Raw genomic sequence first — 20,898 nt, 5'->3', positions numbered from 1 at the left:
TTAGTCAGGAGCACTGCAATGAGTACCGACGATAAACGCATCCGCGAATTCGCTTATCAGATCTGGGAATCCGAGGGTAAGCCCACCGGGCAGGAAGAACGCCACTGGGAGATGGCGCGCAAGCTGGCGGAGGCCGAAGCCCTGGCGCCGAGCAAACCGGCCAAGGCGACCAGCAAACCTGCGGCAGCCAAGGCTGACGCTATCAAGCCGGTAGCCAGCAAGCCGACCACTGCCAAACCGGCCGCCAAGGCAGCCGCTCCCAAGGCTAAACCGGCGGCCAAGCCTGCGGCGAACACAACCGCAGCGCCGGCGGTCAAGCCGGCCGAGAAAAAGCCCCGGGCAGCCCGTAAGCCGCCGGTGGTCTGACTCGTCTCCTGACCGCGACCAACCCAATGTGGCGAGGGGGATTTATCCCCGCTGGGCTGCCATGGCAGCCCGGATATCCGGCCCGGATGACTGACCGACCCAAGTCAATCCTTCTGGGGGCGCTGCGCACGCCAGCGGGGATAAATCCCCCCGCCACGGGCGCAGCGCATAGTCACCCGTCCTACGTGAATTGAATTGCCGTATCTGTCTTTTGCAGGAGCAACTATGACCCGTCCAAAAAAAACCACGCCGCCGCCCGTTATCGAGGCTTCGCGGATTCGTGAAGGGCTGCCTTTTCCACTCGGTGCGACCTGGGATGGCCTCGGGGTCAATTTCGCACTGTTTTCCGCCAATGCCACCAAGGTGGAGTTGTGCATTTTCGATGACACTGGCGAGGTCGAGCTTGAACGCATCGAACTGCCGGAGTACACCGACGAGATCTACCACGGCTATCTGCCCGATGCCCATCCGGGACTGATCTACGGCTACCGGGTCTATGGCCCGTACGACCCGGAGAATGGCCACCGTTTCAACCCGAACAAATTGCTGATCGACCCCTATGCCAAGCAATTGGTCGGCGAACTGAAATGGTCCGAGGCACTGTTCGGCTACACCATCGGCCATCCCGACGGTGATCTCAGCTTCGACGAGCGCGACAGCGCGCCGTTCGTACCCAAGTGCAAGGTCATCGACCCCGCGCACACCTGGGGCCACGACCACCGGGTCAGCGTACCGTGGGACAAGACCATCCTGTATGAAACCCACGTTCGCGGCATCAGCATGCGTCACCCGGCGGTGCCGGAGAACCTGCGCGGCACATTCGCCGGGCTGATGGTCGACGACGTGCTGGAACACATCCGCAAGCTGGGTGTTTCCTCGGTAGAACTGTTGCCGATCCACGCCTTCGTCAATGACCAGCATCTGTTGCACAAGGGCATGACCAACTACTGGGGCTACAACAGCATCGCCTTCTTCGCCCCGGACCCCCGCTACCTGGCCAGCGGCAAGATTGCGGAGTTCAAGGAACTGGTCGCGCACATGCACGAGGCCAACCTGGAAGTCATCCTCGACGTGGTCTACAACCACACCGCCGAAGGCAACGAGCAAGGCCCGACCCTGTCCATGCGCGGCATCGACAACGCCTCGTACTACCGGCTGATGCCCGACGACAAACGCTACTACATCAACGATTCGGGCACCGGCAATACCCTGGACCTGAGCCACCCATGCGTCCTGCAGATGGTCACCGACTCCCTGCGCTACTGGGCCACGGAAATGCACGTCGATGGCTTCCGGTTCGACCTGGCAACGATCCTGGGGCGCTACCACGACGGTTTCGACGAGCGCCACAGCTTCCTTGTGGCTTGCCGGCAGGACCCGGTGCTGCGCCAGGTGAAAATGATCGCCGAGCCGTGGGACTGCGGCCCCGGTGGCTATCAGGTCGGCGGCTTCCCGCCGGGCTGGGTAGAATGGAACGACAAATTCCGTGACACGGTCCGCGCGTTCTGGAAAGGCGACGATGGCCAACTGGCCGATTTCGCCAGCCGCATGACCGCCTCCGGAGAGATGTTCAACCAGCGGGGCCGACGCCCTTACGCCTCGGTGAACTTCGTCACCGCCCATGACGGCTTCACCCTCAATGACCTGGTGTCGTACAACGACAAGCACAACGAGGCCAACGACGAAAACAACCAGGACGGTAGCAATAACAACCTGTCCTGGAACCATGGCGTCGAAGGCCCGACCGATGATCCTGAGATCAATGCACTGCGTCACCGGCAGATGCGCAACTTCTTCGCCACCTTGCTGTTGGCCCAGGGCACACCGATGATCGTGGCCGGTGACGAGTTCGCCCGGACCCAGCACGGCAACAACAACGCTTATTGCCAGGACAGCGAGATCGGCTGGGTCAACTGGGACCTGAGCGAGGACGGCGCGGCGCTGCTCAAGTTCGTCAAGCGCTTGATCAAGTTGCGCCTGGCCTACCCGATCCTGCGCCGCGGCCGGTTCCTGGTGGGCAACTACAACGAGGACATCGGCGTCAAGGACGTGACCTGGCTGGCCCCGGATGGCAGCGAGATGACCACCGAGCAGTGGCAGGACGGCCACGGGCGCTGCCTGGGAATGCTGATGGACGGGCGCGCCCAGGAAACGGGGATCCGCCGCAAGGGCGGCGACGCGACGCTGTTGCTGGTGGTCAATGCGCACCATGACATCGTCAACTTCCGCCTGCCGCAAGTGCCTGAGGGCAGCTTCTGGACCTGCATGATTGACACCAACCAGCCCACGATCCGTGGCGAGGAGCGCTTCGACTTCGACGCCGAATATGCCGTCACGGGGCGTTCGCTGCTGCTGTTCGAATTGCAGCGCGAAGAAGAGGACTGAACCTCGCGCTGAAAACGATCGAAAACGAACCGCAAGGACGCGGTTCTCGATACCTGCATCCCAGTCTGGAGAAAAAAAACCGGTTCAGACACACATGTGACGCGACGAATCGACCGCCATGGTCAATACTTCGCCTGCGGGAGTTTCCAGGATTGGGAGCACCGCGAATCGCAACCAAGCGTTTACGAGCGCCGTCGGGCAGAGGCCCGTTGCCGGTTGCAAGATTGAATACAACAAGGACGTCCCCGATGAAACCCGCCTCTCGCTTGCATGGCCGGCAGCACCCGCAGATCTGGAACAGTGCTGCGCAACTGGCCGATATCCCCATCATCAGTACCCAGACGCTCATTCCCAGCGGTGCCCGCGCCGTCATCCTAGCCCCGCACCCGGGCGATGAGATCGGCGCCTGTGGCGGTTTGCTCCAACTGTTGAACAACCTGGACCGGCCCGTATTGCTGATTTCGGTCACCGACGGTGCCCTCGGCCATCCCGGTTCACCGTTGTGGACCGATGAACGCCTGCGCACGCAACGGCCCCATCCTCAGGAAAGCGTCGATGCCTTGAGCCGCCTGGGTATCGCCACCCACGGTCTGCAATGGGTCCGCGGCGGTTTCCCGGAGAAGGCCCTGGCCGGACACGAAGCTGAATTGGCGGCTTTCATTGGCCGTCATCTGCGTCCCGGTGACGTGGTGTTCGGCACCTGGCGCAAGGACGGCGACAGCGACCACGACACGGTCGGCCGGGCCGGCGCGCAGGCCGCAGAGGAGGTCGGAGCGGCGTTCAACGAACTGCCGGTGTGGGCCTGGCACTGGCCAGTACGCGAGCAGAACAAGATCCCCTGGCACCGCGCCCGCAAACTGCGCCTCGACGTCTGGACCACCGCACGCAAACGCCACGCCATGCATGCCTACGCCAGCCAGCTGAACGGCGAACCCGCCAGCGGCATCGCCCCGCTGGTGCCTCGGGTCATCCTCGACCGCATGGGCATGCCGTATGAGATCGTGTTCATCTGAAACCCAGGCCTGGCACTACAAACCTGTGGGAGCGAGCTTGCTCGCGATAGCAGTGGTTCAGCTTGCAATGATGTTGTGAGTGCCTACGCCATCGCGAGCAAGCTCGCTCCCACATGGGATTTTGCGACGATCACGGAACTCGAATTAAACCCCAATTCCTGTGGGAGCGGGCTTGCTCGCGAAAGCGGTTGGCCTGCTTGCAATGATGTTGTGAGCGCCGACGCCATCGCGAGCAGGCTCGCTCCCACATGGGTTTATCGCCGTCCATGGAGCTTGAGTACACCGCAATTCCTTGTGGGAGCGAGCCTGCTCGCGATGGCGGTGGTTCAGGCTGTGACGCGTTGTGCAGTCACCATGAAAAATCCGGAACTGCCACAGCCTCTCGCCAGTCGCATGAACAGGTACGTCTGATTCAGGAGCGAACGTGACTCAAGATCCCGATTGGCAGGCCCTGGAAACCATACCATTGGACACGCCCGCAGCGGTTCATCGGTTGCGGGTTCTGACGGTCAATACCCACAAGGGGTTCACCGCCCTCAACCGGCGTTTCATCCTGCCCGAATTGCGCGAGGCGGTGCGCAGTACCGGTGCCGACCTGGTGTTCCTGCAAGAGGTGCTGGGCGAGCACGATCGCCACGCCTCACGCTACGACAACTGGCCCCAGACCTCGCAGTACGAATTTCTCGCCGACAGCATGTGGAACGACTTTGCCTACGGTCGCAACGCGGTGTACCCCGACGGCCATCACGGTAATGCACTGCTGTCCAAATACCCGATTCGCCAGTTCCGCAACCTCGATGTATCCATCACCGGCCCAGAGCGACGCGGACTTTTGCATTGCGTACTGGAGGTGCCGGGCCACGCCGAGGTCCATGGCATTTGCGTGCACTTGAGTCTTTTGGAAAGCCATCGCCAACTCCAACTGAAGTTGCTCTGCCAACTGCTCGACTCACTGCCCGAGGATGCCCCGGTGATCATTGCCGGTGACTTCAATGACTGGCAATTGCGCGGCAACATCGCCCTCGCCCGCCGTGGCTACCTGCACGAAGCTTTCGAGCATCATCACGGCTGCCCCGCCCGCACCTACCCAGCGCGTTTCCCGCTGCTGCGCCTGGACCGTATCTACCTGCGCAACGCCACCAGCCACGCGCCGCAAATCCTCGGCAACAGGCCGTGGACACACCTGAGCGACCACCTGCCGTTGTCAGTGGAAGTGCATTTGTAACCCTCTCCCTGTCCCTCTCCAGCGCGCGCCGACCTGTAAGTTCTGACAGTAGCGGCGCCAGCTTTTCGTTGCTAGGGTGCCATTCCATACAGCGAGCGTTGCCAGGCCCCTGTGTGCCAGCCGTTGTGCAACCAATGCTGAAACCGGTGTCCAGGGATGCCGACGCAGAGGGATAGCACATGAGCTTGCACGATCAAGGATTCAATCGGCTGTTCAACGCTGTGTGGATTTTGCTCCTGTTCCAATTGGACGCTCCAAGCGCCATCGCAGCCTGTACCCTGACGCCCACGGCGGGCGACGATGCCCATGTCTGCGACAGCGGCACCAGCGCCGGGCTGACGGACCTATCCGGCAATAACACCTTGACCATGCCAGCCAATGGCAGCGGCGTCATCCAAGGCGATGTCATCTTCGGCGCCGGCACCGATCACATCCTGATCAACCCCAACGGGGTGATTGCCGGTGACGTGGAACAGGGTTCAGGCATCGATGATTTCGTGATGAACGGCGGCAGCATCCAGTCCCTGGCCCAGGGCGATGGCCTGGATACCTTCCTGATGACCGGCGGCACCATCGTTGGCGCGTTCGAGGACGGCGATGAGGCTCGCATGACCGGTGGCACCATCGGGCGGGTCGACATGAAGCTCGACGACAACATTTTCGACATGTCGGGCGGCGAAATTCTCGGCAACCTGGTGACCGGGTTCGGCCAGGATACGATTATCCTTTCCGCCGGGCGCATCGGCGGCAACGTCAGTGTCAGCGGCGGCAACGACAGCGTCACGGTGAGTGGAGGCGAGATCGTCGGCGAAGTCAGGACCAGTTTCGGCGATGACCAACTGCAATGGAGCGGCGGTCTCATCCGTTCGGCGATCCTGATGGGCGACGGCACCGATACGGCGCTGTTGCGCAACCTGGATGAAACCGTACTCGCAACGACTCCCAGCCTGGATGGCGGCCTGGGCCAGGACAGTCTGACCTTCGAAGCCACGACCTCTGGCACCGGGGCGCGCTACGTCAACTGGGAGACGGTGAACCTGTCTCAGGGATCGCGCCTGGACCTCAATGACACACTGGTACTGGGCGACTCTGCCACGGCCACCGGCGTGCTGAACATCGACAGCAGCAGCGTTCTGACGTCGACCCAGGGCAGCGTCAATCCATTCACTGCCGGCCAACTGGTCACCCTCAATAACAGCGGCACGATCGACCTGACCCGCGACAATACCCGCACCAACGACAGCCTCACCGTACAGGGCAACTATGTCGGCAACAATGGCCAGTTACGCCTGCAGACGGTGCTCGGCGCTGATAATTCGCCCAGCGACAAACTGGTGGTCAACGGCGGAACGCTCACCGGCAATACCGCCATTGCCGTCACGAACGTCGGAGGAGCTGGCGGATTGACCATCCAGGACGGGATCGAAGTGGTCCAGGCCCAGGGCGGCGCCGTCAGTGACAGCAACGCCTTTTCCCTGGCGCAGTCAGTCTCGGCCGGCGCATTCGACTATCGCTTGTTCAAGGGCGGCGTGACGGGCAATGCAAACAACTGGTATCTGCGCTCGACAGTGGTGGCCGGACCACTCGCAGCGCCCCCTGCCCCGCAACTGCCGAACGCGCCGGCCGCGCCGCCGTTGCCACCGCTGCCGGTGCCCGTCGCGGGCGCGGCGCCGATCCCGTTGTATCGTCCGGAAGTGCCCACCTGGTCCACCATGCCACCTGTGGCAGCGCAACTGACCCTGATGGCCCTGGGCACGTTCCATGACCGTCAGGGCGACCAGCGCCTGCTGACCGAGACCGGTGCATTCGGGGCCGGCTGGGGTCGGGTCTATGGCAAGGATCTGGACCAGACCTGGGCCGGCACGGTCACGCCGCGCTTTGACGGGTCCATCAAGGGCTTCCAGGTGGGTAACGACCTGTACAGCGCGCCAATGTCCGGCGGCCAGACCCAGCGCATCGGTTTTTTTGTCGGCCATACCGAATTGAATGGCAACGTCGATGGCTTCAACCTCGGCTTCGAAGGCCGACGCGCCGGTAAAGTCGACCTCGACGGCGACAGCTATGGCCTGTACTGGACGCTCATCGACCCTACCGGCGGCTACGTTGACGCGGTGGTGATGGGCACGCGGCTCAATGGCGACAGCCGCTCCGAACGCGGCCTCAAGATTGATAACCGGGGCCATGCCCTGACCCTCTCGGCAGAGGCCGGTTACCCTTTCGCCGTGGCGAACGATTGGGTGCTTGAGCCCCAAGTCCAGATCATCCATCAGAAAGTCTCCCTGGATACCCAGGACGATGGGGTCTCCCGGGTCGAATTCGATTCCGACAGTGCCTGGACCGGTCGCCTCGGTGCGCGGCTCAAGGGCCGCTATCAGGTCAGCGGCATGCCGGTGGAGCCGTACCTGCGTGCCAACCTCTGGCACACGTTTTCCGGCACCGATACCGTGACGTTCGACAACACCGACCGGGTCGAGACCCAGCAACGGTCCTCTACCGCTGACCTGGGCATTGGGGTCATTGTCAGCCTGGCGCCTGCGGTCAGCCTTTACGCAGGCGCCGACTACAGCAACAACCTGGACAGCAACCAACAACGCAGTGTGGCGGGCAATCTCGGCGTGCGGATCAGCTGGTAGGCCGGAGACGGTTCGTTGACAGAAAATATGCCAGAGGAATCACTCCATTAGCGGGTCTGATCAAGAGTTTCTATACATCCGCGGTTTTCTTGACGCAGGCGCAACGGTCTTCTTGGTGCGTACCGGAGCCTGTCCGGCCCGGCGGGCTGGCACGTGGACCTCAGTGCCAGTGGTGGCCGGGTCAACGGCTACAGCCGGACCGAACAAGGCCAACGCCAGGCAGCCGAAGGCAGCGCAGTGACGCTGTCGGTCGAAGGTGGCTTTCCGATCGGCATCAGCACCAACTGGGTGGTCGAACCCCAGGCGCAGTTGATCAACCAGCGCGTCTCTCTCGACACCCCGAACGCCGAAAATGGCAACCGCAACGAAATGAGCGCCTGGAGCGGTCGCGTCGGCGCCCGACTCAAAGGTAGCTACCAACTTAACGGACTCGGTGTGGAGCCCTACGTGCGTACCAACCTGTGGCACACCGTGCAGAACACCGAGACCTTGAGCCTGGACAAGGTCGACAAGATCAGCAGCAGCCGCAAGTCGTCCACGGTCGAGGTGGGCCTGGGCCTAGTGGCTCGGGTCACACCGGCAGTGAGCCTGTACGTCAGCGCCGACTACAGCAGCGATGTCGACGACAACGACCTGAACGGGATCATCACCAGCATGGGGGTACGGATGCGCTGGTAAATCCCGCGATACAGGGCCGGCGCAGCCAGCCGCCGGCCCGCTGTATTTCCCCGGTCGAGGGCGGTCAAAAAAGCCATTGCCAGCTCATCCTACTTAAAAACCGCCTCCATTAAGGCGTATAACCCTAAAAACAATCTACGCCTGCAAGCCTTCCCATGGCTCATTTCATTGATGGAGTAACGACATGACCACAGCCCCCTTCCTCGCCGACCTGTTCCCCGACGCTGCCGATATCCCGGACGCTTACCGTCTCGAAGGCCCGACCGAGCAGCGCGAATACCTGGTCGACGGTGTGTTGCGTACTTGGCAGGGGCCACTGGCCGTGGTCCGCAGCCCGGTCTACCTGACACGTGCCGATGGCGATGAGCAAGTGATTCTCGGCAGCACGCCGCTGCTGGATGCCGAGACCGCCCTCACCGCCCTTGACGCTGCCGTACGTGCCTACGATCGGGGTCAGGGCCAGTGGCCAACGATGCGCGTGGCCGAGCGCATCGCCCATGTCGGGGCGTTCCTGGCGCGCATGCGTGAACAACGGGAGGCGGTGGTCAAGCTGCTGATGTGGGAAATCGGCAAGAACCTCAAGGACTCGCAGAAGGAGTTCGACCGCACCTGTGACTACATCGTCGACACCATCAACGCCCTCAAGGAACTGGACCGGCGCTCCAGCCGCTTCGAGCTGGAACAGGACACCCTCGGGCAGATCCGTCGCGTGCCGCTGGGCGTGGCGTTGTGCATGGGGCCTTACAATTACCCGTTGAACGAAACCTTCACCACGCTGATTCCTGCGCTGATCATGGGCAACACGGTGGTGTTCAAGCCGGCCAAGCTAGGCGTACTGCTGATACGTCCGTTGCTCGAAGCCTTCCGCGACAGCTTCCCGGCCGGGGTAATCAATGTGATCTACGGCAGTGGTCGGGAAACCGTCAGTGCGCTGATGGCCAGTGGCAAGATCGACATTTTCGCGTTCATCGGCACCAACAAGGCCGCCAGCGACCTGAAGAAACTTCATCCGCGTCCGCACCGTTTGCGTGCCGCCCTCGGGCTGGACGCGAAGAACCCTGGCCTGGTGCTTCCGGACGTGGACCTGGACAACGCCGTCAGCGAGGCGCTGACAGGCTCGCTGTCTTTCAATGGCCAGCGCTGCACCGCGTTGAAAATCCTGTTTGTCCATGAAGACGTGGCGCCGGCCTTCATCGAAAAATTCAATGCCAGGCTTGCCACCCTGAAACCCGGCATGCCGTGGGAGGACGGTGTGGCACTGACGCCACTGCCCGAAGCGGGCAAGGTCGACTACCTGCATTCGCTGGTGGCCGATGCGGTCGCCAAAGGCGCCGCCGTGCAGAATGCCCACGGCGGCGAATCGCGAAGCTCGTTCTTTTATCCGGCAGTGCTCTATCCGGTGAACACCGCGATGCGCGTCTACCACGAAGAGCAATTCGGCCCGGTGGTGCCCATCGTGCCTTATCGCGATCTCGATACTGTGGTCGATTACGTACTCGAGTCCGACTTCGGCCAGCAACTGAGCATTTTCGGCACCGACCCGGCGCAAGTCGGCAGGTTGGTGGACACCTTCGCCAACCAGGTCGGTCGCATCAACATCAACGCCCAGTGCCAACGTGGTCCGGATACCTTCCCATTCAACGGCCGGAAGAATTCGGCCGAAGGCACCTTGTCCGTCCACGACGCGCTACGTACGTTCTCCATCCGCACCCTGGTCGCGACCAAATTCCAGGACAGCAACAAGGCCTTGATCAGCGACATCATCCGGGAGCGGGATTCGAATTTCCTGACCACCGACTACATCTTCTGACCGCGCATTACGACAGGGCTGGGCGACGCAGCTTGATACCCCAGCCCTGCTGCATGCCGGCGGCTGCCAGCAGGATCGCCGCCACACCCAGCCATTGCAGTGGTTCGAGTCGATGGCCGAAGGCAAACCAGTCGACGAAGATCGCCGCGATGGGATAGATGAACGACAGCGCGCCGGTAATCGCAGTGGGCAAGCGTTGAATCGCGCTGTACAGCAACACATACATCACGCCGGTGTGGACGATGCCAAGCGTGATGAGGCTGGCCCACCCTTCGGCTTGTTGCGGCAATGCCGAGACGTTCACCCAGGGTGCCAGCAACATCACACCTGTGCTGACCTGCACCAGCGCAATCAAGTGCGGTGGCGTGCCGGTCAGGCGTTTGATGATCAACGCCGCGATCGCATACAACAACGCGGCCCCCAGCGCCAACCCGATGCCCATCAGATAGTCGCCGCCGCCCTGCCCCTGCTCGCCGTGCGCACTGACGATGGCCAGCATTCCAAGAAACGAGACCGCCAGCCAGAACAGTTTCTGCGCAGTGATCTTTTCTCCCAGGAACAGCGCCGCCAACCCGACCAACATGAACGGCTGGACGTTGTAGACTGCGGTACCAATGGCAATCGACGCCCGAGAGTAGGAAGCGAATAGCAATACCCAGTTGCCGACGATCGCCACCCCACTGAGCACCGCCAGCAGGAAAGTGGTACGGGTCAGGATCCCTGGGCGCAGGAAGCCGAAGCCGGCGCAGATCAGCAGCAAGGTCGCTGCGCCAAATACGCAGCGCCAGAACACCACATCCAGCACCGGCAGGCCGCAAACCAGCACGAACCAACCAATGGTTCCGGAAATCAGCATGGCGGCCGTCATTTCCAGCGAACCGCGGCGTAGGGACTTATCCATCTTGAGGCTCCTTCAGCAAGTGGGCACAGTATGCCGAGCCGATACAGGGCTTCTCCATGGTTTGAAAAAGGCTAGACTGCGATCTGGCCTTTTTTATCAAGGCGATTTTCCCAATTCGCCTAACGGAGTCAAAGATGACCGACGATATCGACCAGATTCTCATCAGCGCCCTGATGGAAGACTCCCGCCGCTCCCTCAAGGCCCTGGCGAACCTCAGTGGCCTGTCCGCCCCCAGCGTTGCCGAGCGCCTGCGCAGGCTCGAAGAGCGTGGCGTGCTCAGGGCTTATACCGTGGAAGTGGACCCGAAGAGCTTCGGTTATCAGTTGCAAGCCATCGTACGCATCCGACCGCTGCCTGGGCAGTTGCAGGAAGTGGAACGGCAGATCCAGGCGATTGCCGAATTCACCGAATGCGACAAAGTGACCGGCGAAGACTGCTTCATCGCCCGGCTGCATGTGCGTTCGATGGAGCAGTTGGATACCTTGCTGGACAGACTCAATGTCCACGCCGAGACCAATACGGCAATCGTCAAGAAGACCCCGGTCAAGCGTCGGTTGCCGCCAATGGCTGAATAGATGGGGAATTTATATACTCCATAGCACCACTGTGGGAGCGAGCCTGCTCGCGATGGCGCCGGTTCATTCGACATCAATGCAAGCTGGTCCACCGCCATCGCGAGCAGGCTCGCTCCACAGGATGAACGCAACCGTCCAGATCCGGCCACAAAAAAACGGCGCTTCCCCTATTCAGGAAAGCGCCGTTCTTCTAACCGCGATGGGATCAGTCGTCACGGCCCATCAGGCCAAACAACTGCAGCAAGCTGACAAACAGGTTGTAGATCGAAACATACAGGCTGATGGTCGCCATGATGTAGTTGCGCTCACCGCCGTGGATGATCGCGCTGGTCTGATACAGGATGCAGACCGACGAGAACAGCACGAAGCCAGCGCTGATCGCCAGTTGCAGGCCGCTGATCTGGAAGAAGAAGCTGGCCAGAACCGCACCCAGCAACACGAAGAAACCGGCGGTGATGAAGCCGCCCAGGAAGCTCATGTCCTTGCGGGTGATCAGTACGTAGGCCGACAGGCCACCGAATACCAGCGCGGTCATGGCGAAGGCCGAGCTGACGACTTCGGCGCCGCCCTGCATCTGCAGGTAACGGTTGAGGATCGGGCCGAGCAGGAAACCCATGAAACCGGTCAGGGCGAAGGCGGATACCAGGCCCCAGGCCGAATCACGGAGCTTGTTGGTCAGGAAGAAAAGGCCATAGAAGCCGATCAGCACGACGAAGATGTTCGGGTACCCTACCCGCATCTGTTGTGCGACGTAGGCCATCACACCGCTGAAAGCGAGCGTGAGTGCCAGCAGGCCATAAGTGTTGCGCAGGACGCGGCTAACCTCTAGCTGCTCAGCCTGCACGCTGTTGTTCACTGCGTAATCCTGTTCGCGCATGGCGACACTCCTCCGGTTTTGAAACATTCAGTGGCAAGGATAATAACAGACGCTCTGTAACAAGCTACGTAGAGAGTTTGACAGTGTGTTTCATTCGGGTATTATGGCGCCCGCAACGCAATACGGAGGTGTGGCCGAGTGGTTTAAGGCAACGGTCTTGAAAACCGTCGACTGTAACAGGTCCATGAGTTCGAATCCCATCGCCTCCGCCATTTTCCTACGAAAAAGCCCTGATCATTCAGGGCTTTTTCGTGTCTGGCGTTCAAGAAAACCGGCATTGGTCTGCACAAATGGCGACCTGACGTTGCGCTGCAATCCTCCCCACGTCATCAAGGAAAGAAAAGTGACCAGCAAAACCATCAGCTCCTTCGTTGCGGCCATCATCGGCGTTGTTCTGTTATGCGTATTCTTCGGCAGTTGGTACACGGTGGATGAAACCGAGCGCGGTGTATTGCTGCGCAACGGCGCGCTGGTCGGGGTCGTGGAACCGGGCCTGTCGTTCAAGATGCCCTTCATCGAGTCGGTGCGCCTGATCAGCATCCAAAGCCAGGTCACCGCCTATGAAGACCTCCAGGCCTACAGCAAGGATCAACAGTCCGCCGAACTGAAGGTCTCGGTTTCCTGGCATATCGCGCCGTCCGACGTGGCAAAGGTATACACCCAGTTCAAGGACATCGAAGGCATCCGTGACCGCATGATCAGCCGCCAAGTGCCGACCCAGGTCGAGAACGTCTTCGGGCGCTTCAATGCCGTGGCCGCCGTGCAGAATCGTGTCCAACTGGTCAATGACATTTCAGCCGCCATCAAATCCACCATCACGGGACCCGTGATCATCGACAGCGTCCAAGTCGAGAACATCGACTTCAGCGATGCCTACGAAAAAGCTATCGAAGCGCGCATGGCGGCGGAGGTGCAGGTCAAGACCCGTGAGCAGCAGCTCGCCACCGAGCAGGTCCAGGCGCAGATCCGTGTGACCCAGGCCCAGGCAGAAGCCGATTCGCAAGTTGCCCAGGCCAAGGCCGACGCGCTGGCCACCGAGCTTCGGGGCAAGGCCGAGGCAGAGGCCATCAAGGCGCGGGCTCAGGCCCTGGCGAGCAACCAGAATCTGGTCGAGCTGACCAAGGCCGAGCGCTGGAATGGCGTCCTGCCAACCACCGTATTACCCAATAGCGCCCTGCCCTTCATCGACGTCAAGTAAACCCCGGCGCGCGGCCTACCATGGCCGCGCCCACCCAATCCACTGACCGTCTCGTTAGCGCTACACTCGGAGGTCAGGCTGTTTCAACGCTGCATGCGCAAGCATCAAGGCCCTATCGTACAGCGCCTGGCATGCCTCCCCACACGGAGCTTCACCGACGCCTTCGATAGAGACGCTGCAAAGGAGACTGGCGTGACCAACCTTATTGGAAAATACAAATGGCCCGCCTTGTTGGCCGTCGCGCTTGTGGTGTTCAGCGCCTTGATATTCTTCCTGATCAAGTCCTAAACCTACGACTCCTCGACTTACTTTGAATCCCGTGACTTCATTCGCCAGCTCAAACAATCCGATGCGAACTGGAACGTAAAGATCCTCAGGAAGAAGATCGGATTCAATAACAGCCTGTCGCTGCTGCCCCCGGCGGACGCAGGCAGTCGATGGGCGCAATTGGAGCGGCTCAACAAATCCGGGCCGTTGGCGAGGCTGTGGGCCTCCAGGCGCCAGGGCTACGTGGACGCGGTCAAGAACAAGACCGTGCTGGTCGAGCAATTCGAACAGCACAACGCCAGGCTGCGCGCTTCCCTGGATGCACTGCCGCTGGTTGAAGACGAGATTCAGACGCAGCTCAAGGAGCTGGACACGCAAAATCCTGCTCACCGCGTGACCGCTGCGTCCAGGGTGCTGGAACTGTCGCTGACGACGCTGGAGTTCGCGCTGTATGTCACAGCAGACAAAGCCCAGGAAGTACAAAGCCAGCTGGATGAACTGGCGCCCTACATCCAGCAATTGCCGCCACCCCAACAGACGCCCTTCAATACCTTGGCCGAACACGTCAGGACCATTCTCCAGGAACAACCGCTGGTCAACGACCTGCTCGATCGTGTCAGTGTCATTCCAGTGGCCCAGGAGCTGGACAACATCAATGAACTGCTGAACGAAACACAACGAAGGACAGCCGCGACGGACCGTCAGTACCATATTTATCTCGCGGTATGTGCCAGCCTCATGGCGCTATTGATGATCTACATGGCGGTGCGTCTGGTGCGCAGCTACGCCGTCATCAACCAGATCAATCAGCAACTGCAATCGTCCAATGACCGGCTCGAGGAACGGGTACAGGAACGCACCCGTGAATTGAAGGAAGCCGAACGCGAACTGATGGATGCCGCACGCATGGCGGGCATGGCGGAGATCGCCACGAATGTGTTGCATAACGTCGGCAACGTGCTCAACAGCGTGAATATCTCCGCCGAGCTGGTGACCCGCAAGCTCAGAAACAGCAAGACTATCGGGCTAGGAAAAGCGGTCAACATGATGAACGAGCACGCCGACGATCTGGGCCACTTCATCACCCAGGATGAAAAGGGCAAGTTGCTGCCGCGCTATTTCAATGAACTGGTGGGCTCCATCGCTGCCGAACAGGCGCTGCTTATCGACGAGCTGGCGCAAGTGACCAAGAGCATCGACCACATCAAGGAAATTGTCACCACTCAACAGTCCTACGCAGGGGCCGCCCGACTGATCGAACCGCTCAACGTCAGCGACCTGTTCGAAGATGCGCTGCGCATGAACGCCGGCGCGCTGAGCCGTCATCACGTGACGGTCATCAAGGACTACCAGGACGCCCCCGCGATCCTCGGCGACAAACACCGACTGCTACTGATTCTGATCAACCTGATCAGCAACGCGAAGTTTGCCATGTCCAACACTCCGGAGCCGCGTGAAATGATCCTGGGCACCCGGATCGTCGATCAGACCACGCTGTGCCTGAGCGTGAAGGATCGAGGCGAAGGGATTGCCCCCGAGAACTTGGCGCGGATCTTCAACCATGGCTTCACGACCCGCAAGGATGGCCATGGCTTCGGCTTGCACAGTTGCGCGCTGGCCGCCGTTGAGATGAATGGCCGTTTGCATGTCCACAGTGACGGCCCGGGCCAGGGGGCGCTGTTTACCCTTGAGATTCCACTGGAACGTGCGCCCAGCTGATCCCGAGTGAGCCAGGACGTTGGGGGAGCGAGCCTGCTCGCGATAACGGTCCGACAGCCGATGAAGATGCCGGATGTGCCGGCCTCATCGCGAGCAGGCTCGCTCCCACAGGAGGCTAGTCCGTCACTTCACATTGACAGCCCGCGCCCTACGCTCTTTCCTGGCCGGTAACGCCGCGGCGTAGGCCAGTGCCTCCTCGCGTGACGCAAAGGAGCCCAATCGGTCAGCCTGGGTACATACCCGCCAGGGTCCGCTGTTCACGCTGAGTACGTCATAACCATTGATGTGCATTTTCGTCAGCATCGCACTGCTCATAGTCACCTCCTGCGAGCTAAATCTGGGTTACGTCACCCACCATACTCCAGTTCGCGACTGGGTAACGACCGAGTGTCGCAACGCGTAGCGACGCCGCACAGCCGCGGCCCCTCAGTGGGAATCCGAATCCCACAGCCAGTCCCACAGACCGGGCAGATGCACCGGCTGCCCGGCATTCTTGACCGTACGAGCCATGGCCGCTCGCTCCAATGCCAGGCGGTCATCGTAGAATGGCTTGACGTCCGTACTCAGGCCCGTCTCACGGGCTGCGTCGAGCAGGATCTGCAGGTACTCCCGGGTATGTCGGGCGGTGTAGCGATTGAGGTCGTGAAAGGTGACCACTACCGGAATCACGCCATCGACGGCAGGCAGTTCGTTTGCAGCGATACGCTCACGCACTTCAGAGAGTTGGCGCACCAGGTTGATCCGCCGTCGCGGGCTGGCGGTGAACCCCCAGACCTTGCCATCGTTGGCGCTCAGGTCCGTCAGCAGTATGTGCAGCCCATGCTTCTGGTAGGCAGCGAAGGTACGCCGGTCGTAGCTCCAGAACGGCGGTCGCAGCAGGACGGGCGCCGCCCCGCTAATGGCAGCGATGTCGGCGCTGCCATCGACCAGGGAGTGTTCCAGCACATCCGGGCTGAGGAAACGGTGATTGTCGTGTCCATTGGTAGCGGTATGAAAGCCGAGTATGTGGCCTTCGCGTTGCTCCCGGTGCATCACCGAACGCCCGATATCACTGTTGCCGGCCCTCAATGCGCGGGTCTGGACGAAAAAAACCGCCTTGATACCGGGCTGCACAGGGTTATGGGCAAGCGCATCCAACACTTGTTTGCTCGGGTTCCAGAACGATGACGCGCTGGGGCCATCATCGAATGTCAGCAAAAAACGGATCGGGGGGTGTTCTTTCAAGCGTTGCTCGGTTTGCGGGGTCAGTTCGATGGGAGGACGGATGCACCCCGACACACCGAAGGCGAGGACTGTTACAACCAGCGCCCGGGTGATTCTCTTCATGTTTCGCCTTATATAATGCTGCAATGCCCTGCCGTTAATCCCTAGCCACGGTGTAAAAGCTCACCTTGGAGAAGGTTAACCGGGTTTGGTTCCGAGCTGCGAGCAATGCGTATTCGCACGGCTGGCCGGCGGGCCTCTCCCGTGGACGACGAGTCTCATTTCGACCGTCTGGAAATCCGATGGAATTTTCCGCACGCCTCCGTATCCATCCGTATAGGACTAATTAGGGAGGATTTATGGGCGGGCCATCGCTTTACATCATCGACTACATGCTCCACGGCGAGCCGAAGTCATTCATCATCCGCGCCGAGGTGATGAATAACTCAGAAGCTTGGCATTGGGCCAGTTGCGACGCGGGTGTTGGGCGTATACCCAAATTCGGCAGGGAGAAAGTCAAGCGGGTGTCAAAACCCCTTGCGGAGAAATATGGCATTACCGACGTGCGCTGGCGTGCCAGTGTCGCGCCGTCGTGGATCAAGGAGTCCGGCTGATTCGAAAAAAACCCTCTTCCGGTGCCCGGCTGTCCAGCCGGACACCGGTTCTTCGACAGATCCAAAATAATTCAACTACTCTTAATCAACAGTGCAAACCGCCGCTGGTGGGTATTGCGCTGCCTCATCCACCCATCCATGGAGGTGTGACATGTCGGAAAAAGAGTCCATCACCACCCTGCTCACCTTGCTGGAATCACGTCAGGTCCGACTGGCTGCGGCCTGCAAGGAAATCGCCGACTGGGTCGACAACCAGGGCGGGCATCCCACAGCCGTACGCATCCGTGACCGACTCAACGATATCGAGAAAGATACCCCGTCGATCCAGAGCGCACTGACCTCTCTCAAACCGGTCGAGCGACCGCTGCCCAGGTTCCGCTGAGCTTCGCGCTACAGAGCCTAGCCCTTACTGTGTTCGGCAGATGTCGGACCCTCCTTGATACCACGCGGTCCGGCAACACCCCAGATGACCAGGCCCAGCACGGGCAGGATAATCAGCAACAGGGCCCAGCCAGCCTTGGTTCCGGCCGACTTGTCGCTACGAAACACACTGACGATTGCCCACAAATCCACAAGCAGCAAAATTACCGCAACGGCAATCCAGAAATAACTGGCTAATTCAGACATGGCCTAATCCTCTTGTCGGTCTATGGATTAGGCACACCCCCGCGTGGACCGTTCAAAGAATTTGCCGCTTCGCTCCACCGTCCTCGCATCTATGCTCGCTCATTCAGATACTCGACCCAACGCTCATAGGCCTCATGTTGGAGTCGAACAGTTTCCTCCCAGGCTGCCCCGGTCATTTGGCGGGCACAAATGAGCTTCATCATTTCAGCCGTCGCTGCGTCGAGTTCCATCAGGAGCTCGTGAGATTTGACTCGGAAATCGTCAAGGCTAGTCATTTCTCCTCACTTCCCCATGCCGGGGTCTGCGGTTCACCCAACATGGATGCGTTTTTTGCCTTCTGATTCATTTTAGGCGATGACCGGTCCCTTGCTGATGCCAGCCGCCCAAAGGCGGGACATGAAAAGCATCGTTCCCACTTGGTTGCGGTCGGATTGATAAGCGACACATAACGGCGCGCTGGTGACTTACGCGCTAATATTTCAGTCATATTTCAGTTTTATGACACAACTCAGGCATGACCATGAAAATTCGAGCGACCGTCATCTGCGAAGAGGAACGCCAAGTGCTGTTGGTGCGCAAGCCCAACAGCCGCTGGGCGCTGCCAGGCGGTACCGTCGAGCGTGGTGAAACCTATACGGACGCGGCCATCAGAGAGCTCGCGGAAGAAACCGGATTGACCGCCGAAAACCTGCTGTACCTGATGAAGGTCAAGGACGGGACCACCGAACACCATGTATTTGAAGTGTCGGTCGCCAATCTCACCGAGGCCGGACCGCGCAACGAAATCAGCGATTGCCTGTGGCACCCATTGGATGCGATGGCCCAACTGCAATTGAAAAAAGGTACGCGGGAAATCCTCGAGGCGTTTCGGCGCAGGCTGTAATGCTACCGCGTGTCATCTATTGGGATTCCGACGGCTCCGATAGCCGGGCATCGGCGTCCTGTTCGGCTGACGAGCCTTTCGGCGGGATCCAATACGCATCCCGCACTTCATCCAATGCCTGCCAGGGTTCGGCGCCGAACCGGGCATTTGGGCAATCCGATTCATGGGTAAACCTGAGCGCTCGATCACGCTCGGACTGCTCCGCACCGCAGCCTTTGCATTTCACGGTCTGATTTCGCAGGGCCCAGCTTTCATGCCAGGCGATCAGCTTTTCGAGAGGAGTCACTTGCTGCCTTCCGCTTAAAACCTGTACAAAAATATAATTCATGTACAGGTTATTGGCTACCCGGTCGCTCATACGCCGCTGAGCTGCGCACTGATCTGGAAAATTGCGGAGCAGAAAGGTACTGGCAATCAGGGTGTTGGCTGCGCCTCCGCTACATTTGATGCGCGTGTCAAAGATCCACGAACAAACGTATTCCTGAATGATCATTAAACAACTGGGGCTCTAAGGGCCCCCTTCGCCATTCTGCAAGCTGAACGATCACCTCCGAGGAATGACCATGTACGACTTTGCACTTCGATTTGAACAAGACGCCACCGGTGTGGCTGTCTTCTGCCGGGACTTGCCCGAGCTGAACAGCTTTGGGGATGACGTCGAGCACGCGATAAGCGAGGCGATGGACGCTTTCGAGACAACCCTGTCGCTGTATGTCGATCAGCGCCGGGCTATTCCGTCGGCATCCGCTCCCCAGGATGGCGAGCACGTTGTTCACCTGCCAGCGGTGACCGTGGCGAAGATCGCGCTGTGGAACGAAATGATGGCGCGGGATATGCGCAAGGCCGACCTGTGCCGATTGCTGGGTGTTGCCCAGACCCAGGGCGACCGCCTGATGGACTTTCTCCACACTTCCAAAATGGAAGCGATCGAGAAAGCCCTGGCCGCCCTTGGAAAGCGCGTAACGCTAACCGTCGAGGCAGCCTGAATAGGTACGCGTGTCTTTCCACGCCGTCCGCCGAAGACTGACCCAGCGTCGACGCCCCAATGCATCGATCTCGCCGTTCCAGTCTCGCGCCACCCAGAAAGCATTTGAGGTCGGAGTGCGAGGGCTGCCGGCGTTGTTTCCGTACGTCGCACTGTCCGGCTATCGACGTCCAGGCCTTCCCGAAGGCTGTCCTGGCTACAGGTGTTACTGGCTGGCGAGAGTGGGATCGAACCCCGGGCCATTCGCTTACAAGGCGACTGCTCTACCGCTAAAGCTATGACGGCGAATTTGAGGTAATAAAAAATCCGACGCTTGGCCGGGCTTTCTTTTGTATCTAGATCAGCGAGAGCATGCGATCTTGCTTAGCTTGACGAGGACTTGTTTCAGTCTCTCATCATCAATGCCAAGCTTCTTCAGCGTTTGCTCCGGGTCTGTAGTCAAGGGAGCCAGGGTTTTGATGTCTGCAAACGAAACTGTTGCAGCCGGCTCACCCTGCTCATCAAAGACTTCCATCATTGCGACTCCTTGCGATTGAGTTATTGGCGTCTTGGCGCCAGCGACAATCCTATAGGAACCGCCAATAAAAAACCCGGCGCGGTGGCCGGGTTCTGTGTCGCATTCAGCTTGGCTCGCCGCTTATCAAGCTCCGCCGTTTCCTCGCCCCGTCTGGGCATCCTGGTCAGACCCTGGATTTCCAGGAGGCGGATCCCAGTCTGCGGGCCTATAACCTTCGCCTTGCTTCGGCTCAGACTCGGCCTGACCAAGACCGGAATCATGATCCTCGCCGGTGTTAGGAGCATCTTCATCTGGGCCTGGGTATGGGGCTTCTGGCCCATTGTTGTCGTCCACCATAGCGTATCTCCTCTGTGGAGCGCAGGATCTGCGCATACAGTTGTGATGGATAGCTATGCCAGGAAGTGCAAGAGCGGCGACGGGCG

21 protein-coding genes, 1 tRNA gene and 1 pseudogene are annotated in these 20,898 nt (G+C 60.1%); 15 read left to right on the top strand and 8 right to left on the bottom strand.

The features are described from left to right. Nucleotides 1-18: 18 nt before the first annotated feature. The 7 genes from ACLEJQ_RS24910 (at nt 19) to ACLEJQ_RS24880 (ending at nt 10,110) form a co-directional block, all read left to right on the top strand. Nucleotides 19-366 carry a DUF2934 domain-containing protein gene (locus ACLEJQ_RS24910; protein WP_440799487.1) on the top strand — a complete coding sequence of 116 codons (348 nt, stop codon included), beginning with the start codon at nt 19-21 and terminating at the stop codon, nt 364-366. A 225-nt stretch (nt 367-591) separates the two neighbouring features. Further along, nucleotides 592-2,751 (top strand): glycogen debranching protein GlgX, encoded by a 2,160-nt coding sequence (gene glgX, locus ACLEJQ_RS24905; protein WP_440799484.1) that lies wholly within the window; start codon nt 592-594, stop codon nt 2,749-2,751. Nucleotides 2,752-2,999: 248 nt separating this feature from the next. Beyond that, nucleotides 3,000-3,764 (top strand): PIG-L deacetylase family protein, encoded by a 765-nt coding sequence (locus tag ACLEJQ_RS24900; RefSeq protein ID WP_440799481.1) that lies wholly within the window; start codon nt 3,000-3,002, stop codon nt 3,762-3,764. Nucleotides 3,765-4,188: 424 nt separating this feature from the next. After that, complete coding sequence (locus tag ACLEJQ_RS24895) at nt 4,189-4,989, top strand: endonuclease/exonuclease/phosphatase family protein (protein ID WP_440799478.1); 801 nt, start codon at nt 4,189-4,191, stop codon at nt 4,987-4,989. A gap of 179 nt (nt 4,990-5,168) precedes the next feature. Further along, on the top strand, nt 5,169-7,622 hold the full coding sequence (locus ACLEJQ_RS24890; protein WP_440799475.1) for an autotransporter family protein: 2,454 nt from the start codon (nt 5,169-5,171) through the stop codon (nt 7,620-7,622). Nucleotides 7,623-7,775: 153 nt separating this feature from the next. Continuing rightward, nucleotides 7,776-8,300 (top strand): autotransporter outer membrane beta-barrel domain-containing protein, encoded by a 525-nt coding sequence (locus ACLEJQ_RS24885; RefSeq protein ID WP_440799473.1) that lies wholly within the window; start codon nt 7,776-7,778, stop codon nt 8,298-8,300. 184 nt (nt 8,301-8,484) lie between these two features. Beyond that, the gene (locus ACLEJQ_RS24880) at nt 8,485-10,110 is read left to right on the top strand and encodes an NADP-dependent glyceraldehyde-3-phosphate dehydrogenase (RefSeq protein WP_440799470.1); all 1,626 of its coding nucleotides are present in this window, start codon (nt 8,485-8,487) and stop codon (nt 10,108-10,110) included. 7 nt (nt 10,111-10,117) lie between these two features. Here the strand turns inward: ACLEJQ_RS24880 and ACLEJQ_RS24875 are convergent, their stop codons facing one another. After that, on the bottom strand, nt 10,118-11,011 hold the full coding sequence (locus ACLEJQ_RS24875; RefSeq protein ID WP_440799467.1) for a DMT family transporter: 894 nt from the start codon (nt 11,009-11,011) through the stop codon (nt 10,118-10,120). 134 nt (nt 11,012-11,145) lie between these two features. Between ACLEJQ_RS24875 and ACLEJQ_RS24870 the strand changes: the two genes are divergently transcribed. Beyond that, complete coding sequence (locus ACLEJQ_RS24870; RefSeq protein WP_440799464.1) at nt 11,146-11,586, top strand: Lrp/AsnC family transcriptional regulator; 441 nt, start codon at nt 11,146-11,148, stop codon at nt 11,584-11,586. A gap of 205 nt (nt 11,587-11,791) precedes the next feature. Here ACLEJQ_RS24870 and ACLEJQ_RS24865 read toward each other — a convergent pair whose 3' ends face one another. After that, nucleotides 11,792-12,463 carry a Bax inhibitor-1/YccA family protein gene (locus ACLEJQ_RS24865; protein WP_440799461.1) on the bottom strand — a complete coding sequence of 224 codons (672 nt, stop codon included), beginning with the start codon at nt 12,461-12,463 and terminating at the stop codon, nt 11,792-11,794. Nucleotides 12,464-12,587: 124 nt separating this feature from the next. On the opposite strand from ACLEJQ_RS24865, the gene ACLEJQ_RS24860 reads away from it, so the two are divergent. The 3 genes and pseudogenes from ACLEJQ_RS24860 (at nt 12,588) to ACLEJQ_RS24850 (ending at nt 15,647) form a co-directional block, all read left to right on the top strand. Further along, nucleotides 12,588-12,675: transfer RNA gene (locus ACLEJQ_RS24860), tRNA-Ser, on the top strand. Nucleotides 12,676-12,806: 131 nt separating this feature from the next. Continuing rightward, nucleotides 12,807-13,661 (top strand): SPFH domain-containing protein, encoded by an 855-nt coding sequence (locus ACLEJQ_RS24855; RefSeq protein WP_440799458.1) that lies wholly within the window; start codon nt 12,807-12,809, stop codon nt 13,659-13,661. Nucleotides 13,662-13,853: 192 nt separating this feature from the next. Further along, a pseudogene (locus ACLEJQ_RS24850) lies at nt 13,854-15,647 on the top strand (DAHL domain-containing protein). A 123-nt stretch (nt 15,648-15,770) separates the two neighbouring features. Here the strand turns inward: ACLEJQ_RS24850 and ACLEJQ_RS24845 are convergent. Together ACLEJQ_RS24845 and ACLEJQ_RS24840 are read right to left on the bottom strand one after the other, a co-directional pair. Beyond that, the gene (locus tag ACLEJQ_RS24845; RefSeq protein WP_440799456.1) at nt 15,771-15,962 is read right to left on the bottom strand and encodes a DUF2188 domain-containing protein; all 192 of its coding nucleotides are present in this window, start codon (nt 15,960-15,962) and stop codon (nt 15,771-15,773) included. A 111-nt stretch (nt 15,963-16,073) separates the two neighbouring features. Then, a complete protein-coding gene (locus tag ACLEJQ_RS24840) occupies nt 16,074-16,973 on the bottom strand; it encodes a polysaccharide deacetylase family protein (RefSeq protein ID WP_440799453.1) in 900 nt (299 codons plus the stop codon). Between the two features lie 236 nt (nt 16,974-17,209). Between ACLEJQ_RS24840 and ACLEJQ_RS24835 the strand changes: the two genes are divergently transcribed. Both ACLEJQ_RS24835 and ACLEJQ_RS24830 read left to right on the top strand, forming a co-directional pair. After that, nucleotides 17,210-17,464: a DUF6555 family protein gene (locus ACLEJQ_RS24835; protein ID WP_245145449.1), complete on the top strand. Its 255-nt coding sequence runs from the start codon at nt 17,210-17,212 to the stop codon at nt 17,462-17,464. A 151-nt stretch (nt 17,465-17,615) separates the two neighbouring features. After that, complete coding sequence (locus ACLEJQ_RS24830) at nt 17,616-17,846, top strand: hypothetical protein (protein ID WP_440799450.1); 231 nt, start codon at nt 17,616-17,618, stop codon at nt 17,844-17,846. 17 nt (nt 17,847-17,863) lie between these two features. On the opposite strand, the gene ACLEJQ_RS24825 is transcribed toward ACLEJQ_RS24830, so the two are convergent. Together ACLEJQ_RS24825 and ACLEJQ_RS24820 are read right to left on the bottom strand one after the other, a co-directional pair. Beyond that, nucleotides 17,864-18,091, bottom strand: a complete 228-nt coding sequence (locus ACLEJQ_RS24825) for a PLD nuclease N-terminal domain-containing protein (protein ID WP_440799447.1) — start codon at nt 18,089-18,091, stop codon at nt 17,864-17,866. Between the two features lie 89 nt (nt 18,092-18,180). Then, a complete protein-coding gene (locus ACLEJQ_RS24820) occupies nt 18,181-18,366 on the bottom strand; it encodes a hypothetical protein (RefSeq protein ID WP_440799444.1) in 186 nt (61 codons plus the stop codon). Nucleotides 18,367-18,611: 245 nt separating this feature from the next. Between ACLEJQ_RS24820 and ACLEJQ_RS24815 the strand changes: the two genes are divergently transcribed. Continuing rightward, nucleotides 18,612-18,974 carry an NUDIX hydrolase gene (locus ACLEJQ_RS24815; RefSeq protein ID WP_440799441.1) on the top strand — a complete coding sequence of 121 codons (363 nt, stop codon included), beginning with the start codon at nt 18,612-18,614 and terminating at the stop codon, nt 18,972-18,974. Nucleotides 18,975-18,990: 16 nt separating this feature from the next. Here the strand turns inward: ACLEJQ_RS24815 and ACLEJQ_RS24810 are convergent, their stop codons facing one another. Further along, nucleotides 18,991-19,467 (bottom strand): hypothetical protein, encoded by a 477-nt coding sequence (locus tag ACLEJQ_RS24810; RefSeq protein WP_440799438.1) that lies wholly within the window; start codon nt 19,465-19,467, stop codon nt 18,991-18,993. 70 nt (nt 19,468-19,537) lie between these two features. Here ACLEJQ_RS24810 and ACLEJQ_RS24805 point away from each other — a divergent pair, with 70 nt between their 5' ends. Continuing rightward, entirely contained in the window at nt 19,538-19,960 is a 423-nt protein-coding gene (locus tag ACLEJQ_RS24805) for a type II toxin-antitoxin system HicB family antitoxin (protein WP_440799505.1), read from the top strand. A 339-nt stretch (nt 19,961-20,299) separates the two neighbouring features. On the opposite strand, the gene ACLEJQ_RS24800 is transcribed toward ACLEJQ_RS24805, so the two are convergent. Continuing rightward, nucleotides 20,300-20,476, bottom strand: coding sequence for a hypothetical protein (locus ACLEJQ_RS24800; RefSeq protein WP_440799436.1), 177 nt, complete (start codon nt 20,474-20,476; stop codon nt 20,300-20,302). Nucleotides 20,477-20,898: the final 422 nt, after the last annotated feature.

The sequence above is a fragment of the Pseudomonas sp. SMV71 genome (assembly GCF_052042015.1).
Taxonomy (GTDB): Bacteria; Pseudomonadota; Gammaproteobacteria; order Pseudomonadales; family Pseudomonadaceae; genus Aquipseudomonas.
Note: the sequence above shows the minus strand (reverse complement) of the source record. Positions and strands in the feature narration are given on the sequence as shown.